We start from the raw sequence: 11684 nt of genomic DNA on the forward strand, positions 1-11684 counted from the left end.
TCGCGTCGGTTAGCGTTGGCGCATGCTGCCGCCACATGTCGTGCTGGGGACGGCCTACTACCCGGAGTACCTGCCGCGCTCGGTCGGTGATCGGGTCCCGACCGACCTGGACCTGATGGTTGCGGCCGGCATCACCGCCATCCGTGTCGGTGAGTCGGTCTGGTCGACCTGGGAACCGCGGGACGGCGTCTTCGACCTCGAATGGATCCGCCCGGTGCTCGACGGTGCTCGTGACCGCGGGATCGGCGTGATCCTCGGAACGCCGACGTACGCCGTGCCGCCGTGGCTGCAACGCGCGCACCCGGAGATCGCGGCGGAGCGGCAGACCGGCGTACCGGTGCCGTGGGGAGTCCGGCAGGAGATTGACTACGGGCAGCCGGCGTTCCTGTTCCACGCGGAGCGGGTGGTGCGGCGGATCGTGGAGCGGTATCGCGATCATCCGGCGGTCATCGGGTATCAGGTCGACAACGAGCCCGGTGTGCTGCTGGCTCACAACTCGTCCGCGTTCGAGGACTTCGTGGCACGGCTGCGTCGGACGTACGGCGACGTCGAGGCGCTGAACGAGGCGTGGGGATTGACGTACTGGTCGCATCGGTTGAGCGACTGGTCCGAGCTGTGGCGGCCGGACGGGAACAGCACGCCGTCGTACGACCTGGCCTGGCGACGGTTCCAGGCGGCGCGGACTTCTGAGTTCATCGGATGGCAGGCCTCGCTGCTGCGGGGGTTGCGGCGGCCGGGGCAGTTCGTGACGACGTGCCTGGCGTACGACCGGCCGGCGGTCGCCGACGTACCGTTGACGTCGCAGCTGGACGTTGCGGCGGGCAACGTTTATGTCGACGTCCAGGACGGGTTGGCTCGGCCTGCTTCAGCGTCGCGGCTGGAGCCGGGGTGGATCGGGCGGAGTGTCGCCGAACTGTTCCTGGCCGCGGACCGGGTCTACGGGTCGCGCGGGGAGCCGTTCCTGGTGACCGAGACGAACGCGACGTCGATCGGCGGTGCGCACCAGAACCGGCCGCCGTACGACGGGCAGCTCCGGCAGCTCGCGTGGGCGATGGTGTCGCGTGGTGCGCGGATGGTCGAGTACTGGCACTGGCACTCGATCCATCACGGAGCGGAGACGTTCTGGGGCGGGATTCTCGGGCACGGGTTGGAGCCGGGACGGGTATACCGCGAGATCGCTGCGATCGGTGCCGAGTTGGCGGCGGCCGGGTCGTCGGTGGTGGACCTGACGCCTGACGTGGACGTCGCGGTGCTGTGGTCGAACGAGAGCGACTGGGCGATGCAGTGCCAGCCGCCGTTGGCGACGCGCGGTGGTATACCGGACAAGGCGTCGTACCGGACGATCGTGGAGGCCTTCTACTCGGGGATTCTGGACGCCGGGTTGCGGCCTGAGGTGGTGCCGGTCGAGCGGCTCGAGGCTGCGTTGTCGGCTCCGGTGGTCGTCGCGGCCGGGCTTTATGTCGCGTCGGATGGGTTGCTGGATCGGTTGGTCTCCTATGCGCGGAACGGTGGGCATCTGATCGTCGGACCGCGCACCGGTTATGCGGATCTGGAGGCTCGGCCGCGCCCTGAGGTTGCGCCGCCGCGGTTGCGGCAGGCGGCCGGAATGGCATACCAGGAGTTCGAGAACCTGGAGTCCGCGATGCCGGTCAGCGGATTGGACGGGTACGCGACGCGGTGGGCGGAGACGTTGCTCGTCGACGATGCCGACGTACTGGCGACGTACGAGCATCCGACCGGACGCCGGCCGATCGTCACCAGCAAGCAGTTCGGTGCTGGCCAGGTGACGTACGTCGGGACAGTGCCGGATCGTGCTTTGGCTGCGGCGCTGTACGGGGAGTCGCGGCTGTGGGCTCCGTCGGTGACCGCCCTGTCGGCGGTGAACGCGGCGGGGGAGCGCCTGTGGTTCGTGCACAACTGGTCGAGAACGGCAGTGGTAGTCGAGCCGCCAACGGCTGTTGTGCCGCCCGTACCCGTGGAGTCGGGGCAGGTTGCGTTGGCGCGGGTTGAGTTGGGGCCGTGGGATGTTCAGGTGCTCAAGGAGGCGCAGTGAGGTACTTCGAGGATCTGACGCCGAGCACCGGCGCGCGGGAACCGCGGGCGTGGCTGCGCTCGTCCCGGCCGCGGATCAGCCTGAACGGGCGGTGGAACTTCAAGCTCTGGGACAGCGCGCCGGATGGTATGCCAAAGGTCGAGCCGGACTGGGGCGAGCTGACGGTTCCCGGGCACTGGGTACTCCAGGGACACGACCGACCGCGGTATACCAACACCGCGTTTCCCTTCCCGATCGATCCGCCGTACGCCCCGGACGCGAACCCGACGGGCGACCACGTCCGGACGTTCGAGCTGCCGGACGACTGGCCGATCGACGGTGCGGTACTGCGGTTCGAGGGCGTCGACTCGTGTTTCAAGGTGTGGGTGAACGGCGTCGAGGCCGGGACCGCGAAGGGCAGCCGGCTGCCGAGTGAATTCACGGTCGGGCAGCTGCTGCGGCCGGGGCGGAACACGCTGGCTGTGCGGGTCCACCAGTGGTCGTCGGGTTCGTACCTCGAGGACCAGGACATGTGGTGGTTGCCGGGCATCTTCCGGGACGTGACCCTGCTCGCGCGCCCGTTGATCGACGATGTTTTCGTGTATGCGTCGTACGACCATCAGACCGGTGCCGGGACGCTGCGGGTCGACGTCACGTCGTTGGGCTCATCCTTGGGCTCATCCTCGGTGTCGGACTCGGTTTTGGACTCGGTGTCGGACTCGGTGCTGGGTGCGGTTGTGCGGGTGCCGGAGCTCGGGGTGGTCGTCGAGCCTGGTGTGCCGGTGACGATCAGCGGGGTGGAGCCGTGGTCGGCGGAGCTGCCGCGGTTGTACGACGCGACGGTCGAGGTGCCGGGGGAGACGGTCGAGCTGCGGATCGGGTTCCGGACCGTGGCGATGGTCGACGGGCTGTTCACCGCGAACGGGAAGCCGTTGTTCTTCCGCGGCGTGAACCGGCACGAACACGACGAACGCCGCGGCCGGGCGATGACAGTCGAGGCGATGAGGCAGGACCTGGTGCTGATGAAGCAGCACAACATCAACGCCGTACGGACCGCGCACTATCCGCCGCATCCCGCGTTCCTCGACCTGTGCGACGAACTCGGGCTCTGGGTCATCGACGAGTGCGACATCGAGACGCACGGCTTCATCTACACCGACTGGCGCGGCAACCCGGCCGACGACCCGGCCTGGGCGCCGCTGATGCTCGACCGGATGCGCCGGATGGTCGAGCGCGACAAGAACCATCCGAGCGTGGTGATCTGGTCGCTGGCCAACGAGAGCCATCGCGGCCGGAACTTCGGCGAGCTCGCCGCGTGGACGCGGCAGCGGGATCCGCAGCGGGCGGTGTTCTACGAGCGGGACCGGACGTACGAGTTCTCGGACTTCTACAGCCTGATGTACCCGCCGCTGGAGGACCTCGAGGCGATCGGGACGCGGACGGAGGACGTACCGGAGGAGACCGCGGAACACCCTTCGCTGGAGGCCAGGCGGCGTGCGCTGCCGTTCATCCTCGCCGAGTACGCCCATGCGATGGGCAACGGTCCCGGTGGGTTGGCCGACTACCAGCAGGTCCTGGAGCGCTACCCGCGCCTGCAGGGCGGCTTCGTGTGGGAGTGGATCGACCACGGCTTGTTGTTGCCCGGCGCAACCGACCACGTGTACGGCGGCGACTTCGGCGAGCGGCTCCACGGCACCAACTTCTGCATCGACGGCCTGCTTTTTCCCGACCGAACCCCGTCCCCGGGCCTCACCGAATACAAGAAGGTCCTGGAACCAGTACGCATCACCGGCCCCGACCCCCTAACCATCCACAACCACCGAACCCACACAGACACCACCGACCTGCAGTTCCACTGGACTCTCACCGAAGACGGCCAAGAACTAGCCACCGGTTACCTGCCCCTCCCACCCATCCCCCCAGGCAAATCCACCACCATCCCCCTCCCATCCACCGCCCACACCACCACCGCCACCCCCACCCACAGCTCCACCGCCACCCACACCACACCCGCGCCCACCGCTGCGTCCACCGCCGCTGCGTCCACCGCCGCCGCCGCGCCAGCCGCCACCGCCGCGCCAGCCGCCACCACCACCACGCCCGCCGCTGCGTCCACCGCCACCGCCACCGCCGCGTCCACCGCCATGACCACCGCCGCGTCCACCGCGACGCCCGCCCCCACGCACGCCACGACTCCCGCCCGCCCCGCCGCACCCGGGCCAACGGCCCCAGCCCTCACCCGCGCTCTACCTGAGACTGGGCTCGCCTCCTCGTCTTCTGATGGAGAGCGGGTGCTGACCGTGCGTGCGGTGCTGGCGAAGGACGAAGCGTGGGCTACTGCGGGACATGAGATCGCCTGGGCGCAGTTCGTCCTGTCCCAACCCACCGAGCCACCTGCTCCAGCGGCAGCTCCCGTGGTGGACAACGGAGAAGTACTAACACTCGGTGGAGGAGAGTTCGACCGTCATACCGGCAAGCTGACCCGCCTCTTCGGACAGGCGATCGACGGTCCAGAGCTGGACCTCTGGCGCGCTCCAACCGACAACGACAACGGTCAAGGCGGCCGGAACGGCGTCACCCAAGAATGGCGAGCCGCCGGCCTCGACCGACTGCTGCACCGAGTGGACGCCGTAGAAGTGCAGGACAACGAGCTAATCGTGCGCACGAGAGTAGCCCCCGAGGGCCTCGGCGTCAGCGTACGTACGACGTACCACTGGACCGCCAACGAACACAGCCTCCAACTGACAGTCGACGTACAGCCGGAAGGCGAATGGGCCGGCACAGCAGTCACCCCACGCTGCAGCAGCTGGCCGCGCGTCGGCGTACGGCTGACGCTCCCCAAGGACCTGGAGAACGTGCAGTGGTACGGCGGCGGCCCGGACGAGGCGTACGCCGACAGCCGCGAGGCAGCCCGAGTGGGACGGTACGCACGCACCGTGGACGAGCTGCAGACGCCATACGTCGTACCGCAGGAGAACGGCTCCCGCATCGACGTACGCTGGGCTTCGCTGACCGATGCCAACGGCAACGGCTTCCGAGTGACCGGTACGCCGTATTTCCAGCTCACCGCCCGCCGGTGGACCACCGAGGACCTGGAACGCGCCCGCCACCGCTCGGACCTCACGCCCCATGACCACATCTACCTGAACCTCGACCTGGCCCAGAACGGCCTAGGCTCCGCCTCCTGCGGCCCACCCGCCACCCCACAGCACACCCTCGAAGTAGCGCCGTACACGTTCACCCTCAGATTCCAGCCATACAGTTGAGAGCTGCACCGAATCTCCTTGAAAATAAGGGGCTCTGGCTTCAAAAACTGTCGGTGGGGGTGTCTAGGCTTTACTGCATGGACAAGCCGGCCGAGCTGATGAGTGACGCGGAGCTGGCGCACGCCCTCGACCAGGCCGACGCCGACCTGGCCCGCATCGAGACCCGCCGCCTGCGGTTGATCGCGGCGATGGACAAGTCCGGATACGCCGAACGGGTCGGCGCGCGTGACATGGTCCAGTACCTGGAGTTCCGCCACCGCCTCGACCGCTCCCGCGCCTACCGCGACGTCCGCCTGGCCCGCGCACTCCCCAAGTACCCAGCCGTCACCGCCGCCCTCCCCAACCCCGACGCGCCGGCGGCGACAGATGGGGAGGATGCAGCCGACGTGGCGAATCGGAGGTCGGTGCCTGAGGTGCTGTTGCGGCCAGCGCAGGCCGAAGCAATCGTCACCGCCCTGGAAAAGGTGCCAACGACGGTGCCGGTGGCCGATGTCGAGTTCGCCGAACAAGAACTCGTCCGCCTCGCCCGACACCTGTCCCCGACCGACCTGCGCAAGGCCGCCGAACAGTCCCGCGACATCCTCGACACCGACGGCCCCGAACCCCAAGAGGACAAGGCCGCCAAGCGCGAGACCTTGACCTTGAAGACCGCCGACCGGGGCGTGAAGTTCACCGGCTATCTGGCCAACGAAAACGCCGAACTCCTCCGCACGATGATCACCGCCGGCGCCCGCCCCCACAAAACCATCGACGGCGAGCGCGATCCCCGTTCCCGCGAAAAGCGCCAGGCGGATGCCCTCACCACCACGTTGACGCTCGCAGCCACCGCCCTCGACGCAGGCACCCCGTCCCCCACGATGCCCCGCCCCACCACCGCACCTGCCAAATCCCCGACGGCTGCTTCCACTGCGACCGATCCCACTGCGACCGATCCCACTGCGACCGATCCCACTGCGACCGATCCCACTGCGACCGATCCCACTGCGACCGATCCCACTGCGACCGATCCCACGGAGGCTGGTTTCACGCAGGCTGGTTCCCGGTCGGCTGGTTCCGCGGAGTCTGGTTCTGTCCAGACACGTCCTGCGGCGGCTGGTTCTGCGTCGGAGACGGCGGTTGACGTGGTGAGCTGCCCCGATGGCGGCTTGGACGGCGCTGTGGCGACCGGCTGCCGCGGTGGTTCGGCCGGTGGTGCGGTGGCTGGTGTGGGTGGTGATGTGGTGCCTGGGTTCGGGGCGAAGGCGAACCTGACCGTGACCATCGACTTCGAGGACCTGAAGGCAGCCACCGCGGACGCGATCGGGCACACCGTCTACAGCAACGGACTGTCCGCCGCCACCATCCGCCGCCTCGCCTGCGACGCCAACATCATCCCGATCGTGCTCGGCGCCAACTCCGAACCCCTCGACGTCGGCCGCCGCGAACGCCTTGTCACCAAGGCGATGCGCCGCGCCCTCAACACCCGCGACCGCGGCTGCGTGATCTGCAACGCGCCACCGGTCATGTGCGACGCACATCATTTGATCTCCTGGATCGACGGCGGCGACACCAAGCTCGACAACCTCGCCCTCGTGAGGCTGTCGCACGAATCCTCGTGGCCAGGGTCGAGGTTGGTGTCGTGTTTCGGCGGTCCGGGCTGCCTGCCGGTCAGGCGGGGGTGGCTTGCTGCAGCTTGAGGAGGTTGTGGACGGTGCAGATGAGGCGCCATTCGCTGTGCACGGCCGGGAGGCTGCGGCGGGCGAAGCGCCGGAATCTGAGGTTGTGTTTGATGTTGCCGAAGACGGGTTCGATGCTCGAGGCCCGTTTCTTGTAGAGTTCGGCGCTGCCGGGTTCGGCGAGTTTGGCGTCCATTGCTTTGCGCGCGATCGTCGGGTCGGTGGCTTCGCCACGGACGTGGGCGAGCATGGCGTTGATCCGGGTGTCGGAGACATCGAGCTGGTCGCGGGCGGCACGTTTCGAGATCTCGCCGCGGTCCACGCGTTCGATCACTGGGATCCATTCGGCGGGTTCGGGCTCGGCGCTTCGGGTGATGCGTTGTCCCTCGGTGCCGAAGTACCGCTTGGTCATGTCCCGCACCCAGGTGTGGGAGACGCCGAGGATCTCGCCGGCCTTGCGTTGTGATAACTCGCCGCGGTTGACCTTGGCCAGGACCGCGAGCTTGTCGTCGTCGGGTTTGTCGGCCTTGCGCCACGAGGTTTTCTTCGTCGCGATGAGCACCTCGGCGCCAACAGGAGTGGTGCCGTTCGCGGCGGTCCAGTACCCGGCATCGGCCACAAACGTGCCGACCCCCTCGGCGTGGCCGGCGTCGGTGAGGTTCTCGGTCACCGCGGTGGCCATCGGCACGAAGTGCGGTTGATCGTTGCTGGTGGCGGTGACCTCGGCCGCGATCACGATCTGAGCAGTCGTCGCAGCTGTTTGGGCGTTGTAGCCCTGCATCACACCCTTCGATGCCTGCGCAATGATCCGCGAGTGCGGGTCGGTGGTGTTGGCCCGCCGCGGCTTCGAACGCCGGGCGGCGTCTTCCTTGGGTTTGGGGCCGGTCAGCTTCCGTCCCAGCTCGGTTTCCTTCTTCGCGCGCTCAGCCATCCGGGACTCGTAGTCGCGCGACTTCTGGGACTCCAGCTCATCCAGCGCGGCACGGATCCGGGCTCGACGATCCCGGCCTCCCGCCCACTCGGCCGGAAGCTCGTCGCCGCGGGCATCGCCATGCTCGGCGTCCTCGACCGCGTCGACGGCTGCGGCCTCGTCCAAGATCGCCTTGGCGATCTCATGCGCCGCATCAACCAGATCACCAGACCCGGCAGATCCGGCAGATCCGGCAGACCCGTCCTGACCGGCGGTCTGGTTGTGCTCGGCCATCGCGGCCAGTTCCTTGGCCAGCGCTTTGCCTTCGCGGTTGACGAAGAACGACGCATTCGCGGCGATCTTCGTGCCGTCGATCGCGATCACGCCGGCATCGACCAGCCCGGCCCGCACACACAGGCCAAGCACCTGCCCGAACAGCCCCGCAATCGCGTCTTCATGACGCGCCCGAAACCGCGCGATCGTGGCGTGATCAGGCTGCTGGTTCGCTGCGACCACCCGGTAGGCGACGTCCTCGACCAGACGCCGTTCGACCCGGCGCGAGGACCGCTCACCGGTGCAGTAGGCATACAGCAACACCGCCAGCATCATCGCCGGATCGTAGACCGAACCACCGCGCCCATCAGTCCGATAAGCAGCGAAGAACTCCGCAAGATCGAGCTCGGCCACCGTATCGACCACGAAGAACGCCAAGTGATCCTCAGGCAGCCATTCCCGCACCGACGGCGGCATCAACATCAACTGATCCACATCGCCACAACGCACATTCACAGCCACACCAAAGTATTTCGCCCGGACCCACCCCCACTCCAGAAGACACGCGATTCATGCGACAGCCTCTCGTCTGCCGCCGCCACCACACCGACCTGCACCACGGCCACTGGACCATCACCATCACCAACGGCCAAGTCCACGTAACCAGACCCACCTGGGCCGACCCACCACCCCACCATCCACACAAACCACCAACCGACACCCCCCAAGCCCACAAGCCACCCGGCGAACACCCCACGCCGTCAAGTTCATCGGACGACGCGACCCGGGCACCGGAGCCGCCGGGCGGACGCCCCATGCTGTCAGGTTCATTGGACGACGCGACCCGGGCACCGGAGCCGCCGGGCGGACGCCCCATGCCGTCAGGTTCATCGGACGACGCGACCCGGGCACCCGAGCCGTCGGGCGGACGCCCCATGCCGTCAGGTTCATCGGACGACGCGACCCGGGCACCGGAGCCGCCGGGTGAGTACCCCACGCCCTCGGATCCACCGGACGGCAGACTCGCGCCGACAGGCAACCCAACGCCCCAAATCTCAACCCCAGCGGAGGATCCGTGGGGTGGGACCGCGGTGCCTGCGGCCGTCGCGTCGGGTGTGGGGCCCAGCCGCTGGCAGGCCGATGAGCTGACACGCGCGGAGGCGGCGCGGTTCGCGGTGTGGGGCGACCGCGCTACCAACGAGTCCGGCGCCGGCCCGCCCTCCTTCGCCACGATGTGAGCCCACCGCTGCTCTTCGCGTCGATCTCGATCGCCTGGTGGTTCGACGTACTCACTTCGCGAACACCGAGCTCGGCGCGGCCTTGCTGAATCGCCACGATGTGAGCCCACCGCTGCTCTTCGCGTCGATCTCGATCGCCTGGTGGTTCGACGTACTCACTTCGCGAACACCGAGCTCGGCGCGGCCTTGCTGAATCGCCACGATGTGAGCCCACCGGGTCTCGGCGATCCTTGGCCTGCCGCAGTAGCGGCGCGCACATGATCATCGGAATCGGCGTCGCGCTGCTCGCTGTCGGACGCTCTCGGCGTTGACAGCTCCGCGCACTCGGTGGCGGTCACGTCACGCGTTCCGGGCCGGATGCCTCGCGGGTCATCAACTCGTGCGCGGTATGCGGCGGGGCGGTTCAAGATCTGGTCGGCGGTCTTGGTGCAGAGGGCCGGGGCCCGCGGCGTACTGAAAGCGTGGTCGTGGTGTCGGGTGAGGTCTGTACGGCGGGGGAAGGGTATGCGAGCTGCGATCCACACGCTGATTCAGCCGCGGACGTCGGCTTCGAGTGGGGGGATCGGTAGCCGCGCGGTGGACCAACCCTGGACCGGGTTGGGCCGGGTTGGGCCGGGTTGGACCGGGTTGGACCGGGTTGGACCGGGCGCCCGGCGTGGCTCGTTCCGTTCAGACCGGGTCGGCGTACGGCTGGTGTTCGTGGCGGGCTCGGGCGGCATCGATGTCGGGGACGTGTTGTTCGGCCCAGAGTCGTACGGCGCGGAGTGGGATGAGGAGTGAGTGGCCTAGTGGTGTGAGGGCGTATTCGACGCGGGGTGGGTTCTCGGCGTGCTCGTGCCGGCTGATCAGGCCGTCGGCTTCGAGGGAGCGCAGCGTCTCGGTCAGGACCTTCGGGGTGATGCCCTGGATGTGGGCTTTCAGGTCGGTAAAGCGGCGTGGGCCGTCGGCGAGGGCGTTGACGACGAATACGGTCCAGCGGGCGCCGATGCGGTGGAGGACGGTGCGGCTCGGGCAGGTCGCTGCCATCACGTTGTAGGCCTTGCCCATGGGTGCTCCTAGTTCCGTTGAAGATACCGGTATCAAATCCATACCGTTGGGTCCGATCCTACGAGAGGGAGTGACGACAGTGGAGCGGATCTTGGTCATCGGTGGTGCGCGGGCGCTGGGGGCGGCCGTGGCGCGGCGGGCGGTGAAGGAGGGGTACGAGGTGGTGATCGGTGCGCGTGATCTGGCTGCGGCCGAGGCGCGGGCGGCTGAGATCGGTGCGGCCGCGGTGCGGATCGATCTGCAGGACGAGGCGACGATCGCGGCGGCGGCCGGGCGGTTTGCGGAGGGGATCGACCACGTCGTGTCGACAGGTTCGGCGCCGCACGATGTTCGGGCGGTCGAGTTGGATCACGACAAGTTGGTGGCTGCGTTCACGGCGAAGGTGATCGGGCCGATGCTGGTGGCCAAGCATTTCGCGCCGGTACTGCGGCCGAACGGGTCGATCGTGTTGTTCTCCGGGGTGGTCGGGTGGCGGCCGGGACCGGGTTCGCTGGTCAAGGGAGTGACCAATGGTGCGGTCGAGTACGTCGCTCGTCACCTCGCGGCGGACCTTGCCCCGGTGCGGGTCAATGCCATCTCGCCCGGGGTCGTCGATTCAGGTGCTTGGGACCGGTTGGGTGACAGTAAGGCCGGCTTGTTGAGCAAGAGTGCCGCTGGAACGCTGGTCGGACGGTACGGCGAGTCCGACGACGTCGTCGACGCGGTGATGTGGCTCCTCCGTGCGGGGTTCATCTCCGGCGAGACAATCCACCTCGAGGGCGGCGCGCGCCACAAGACCTCCTGACGGCACCCGCGCCCGTCAGTCGCCGAGCACGCCGCGGAGGCGGTGGATGTAGGGGGCTCGTTGGGCGGGGGTGGCGGGGGTTTCCAGGTGGCGGGTGTTGTAGAGGTTGTCGTTGGGGTAACGGGGGAAGACGTGGACGTGGTAGTGCCAGGCGTCCTGGTAGCCGGCGGGTTCGTTGTGTTGGCGGGTGGAGATTCCTTCACAGCCGTAGGTGCTACGCATGGCGATGGCGATGTCGCGGACTACGTCGTGGACGGCGTGCCCGGATTCCGGGGGTAGGTCGTACAGGTTCTCGTGGTGGGCGGTCGGGACCACGAGGACGTGGCCCTTGTTGTTGGGCCACCACCGGGAGGCTACGAAGGCCAGTGCGTGCTCACGGCGCAGCACTATGTCGTGCTGCGCCGTGAGGGGGTCTTCGCCGCCGGCGGCCAGTCGGCAGAAGGGGCAGTCGTAGCCGTCGGGTGCGTGGTTGAACATGC

At 68.1% G+C, this 11684-nt stretch carries 9 protein-coding genes; 5 read left to right on the top strand and 4 right to left on the bottom strand.

What is annotated here, in order from left to right; translation table 11 throughout:
- Positions 1-22: 22 nt before the first annotated feature.
- From EV651_RS27165 to EV651_RS27175, 3 genes are read left to right on the top strand one after another with little or no spacing between them, the layout of a single operon-like run.
- Positions 23-2053, top strand: a complete 2031-nt coding sequence (locus EV651_RS27165) for a beta-galactosidase (RefSeq protein WP_133788080.1) — start codon at positions 23-25, stop codon at positions 2051-2053.
- Positions 2050-5298, top strand: a complete 3249-nt coding sequence (locus EV651_RS27170; protein ID WP_202870530.1) for a glycoside hydrolase family 2 TIM barrel-domain containing protein — start codon at positions 2050-2052, stop codon at positions 5296-5298. The genes EV651_RS27165 and EV651_RS27170 overlap by 4 nt, the downstream gene beginning before the upstream one ends.
- Positions 5295-6974: an HNH endonuclease signature motif containing protein gene (locus EV651_RS27175; RefSeq protein WP_133788082.1), complete on the top strand. Its 1680-nt coding sequence runs from the start codon at positions 5295-5297 to the stop codon at positions 6972-6974. The genes EV651_RS27170 and EV651_RS27175 overlap by 4 nt, the downstream gene beginning before the upstream one ends.
- Here EV651_RS27175 and EV651_RS27180 read toward each other — a convergent pair.
- Positions 6946-8631 (bottom strand): IS1182 family transposase, encoded by a 1686-nt coding sequence (locus EV651_RS27180; RefSeq protein WP_370353426.1) that lies wholly within the window; start codon positions 8629-8631, stop codon positions 6946-6948. The genes EV651_RS27175 and EV651_RS27180 overlap by 29 nt on opposite strands.
- Positions 8632-9227: 596 nt before the next feature.
- Between EV651_RS27180 and EV651_RS41560 the strand changes: the two genes are divergently transcribed.
- The gene (locus tag EV651_RS41560; protein ID WP_166658802.1) at positions 9228-9374 is read left to right on the top strand and encodes a hypothetical protein; all 147 of its coding nucleotides are present in this window, start codon (positions 9228-9230) and stop codon (positions 9372-9374) included.
- A 51-nt stretch (positions 9375-9425) separates the two neighbouring features.
- Here EV651_RS41560 and EV651_RS41565 read toward each other — a convergent pair whose 3' ends face one another.
- Both EV651_RS41565 and EV651_RS27185 read right to left on the bottom strand, forming a co-directional pair.
- Positions 9426-9575: a hypothetical protein gene (locus EV651_RS41565; RefSeq protein WP_166658803.1), complete on the bottom strand. Its 150-nt coding sequence runs from the start codon at positions 9573-9575 to the stop codon at positions 9426-9428.
- 468 nt (positions 9576-10043) lie between these two features.
- On the bottom strand, positions 10044-10421 hold the full coding sequence (locus EV651_RS27185; RefSeq protein WP_133788084.1) for a helix-turn-helix domain-containing protein: 378 nt from the start codon (positions 10419-10421) through the stop codon (positions 10044-10046).
- Between the two features lie 79 nt (positions 10422-10500).
- On the opposite strand from EV651_RS27185, the gene EV651_RS27190 reads away from it, so the two are divergent.
- Complete coding sequence (locus EV651_RS27190; protein ID WP_202870531.1) at positions 10501-11205, top strand: SDR family oxidoreductase; 705 nt, start codon at positions 10501-10503, stop codon at positions 11203-11205.
- A 15-nt stretch (positions 11206-11220) separates the two neighbouring features.
- Here the strand turns inward: EV651_RS27190 and EV651_RS27195 are convergent, their stop codons facing one another.
- Complete coding sequence (locus tag EV651_RS27195) at positions 11221-11682, bottom strand: HIT family protein (protein WP_133788086.1); 462 nt, start codon at positions 11680-11682, stop codon at positions 11221-11223.
- Positions 11683-11684: the final 2 nt, after the last annotated feature.

Origin of the sequence: Kribbella sp. VKM Ac-2571 (assembly GCF_004362255.1) — a bacterium.
Lineage (GTDB): Bacteria > Actinomycetota > Actinomycetes > Propionibacteriales > Kribbellaceae > Kribbella > Kribbella pratensis.

What these genes read in the sequence shown, in the direction of transcription:
- EV651_RS27165 (WP_133788080.1), top strand. Translation starts at nt 23, where the DNA reads ATGCTGCCGCCACATGTCGTGCTGGGGACGGCCTACTACCCGGAGTAC.
- EV651_RS27185 (WP_133788084.1), bottom strand. Translation starts at nt 10,421, where the DNA reads ATGGGCAAGGCCTACAACGTGATGGCAGCGACCTGCCCGAGCCGCACC.
- EV651_RS27195 (WP_133788086.1), bottom strand. Translation starts at nt 11,682, where the DNA reads ATGTTCAACCACGCACCCGACGGCTACGACTGCCCCTTCTGCCGACTG.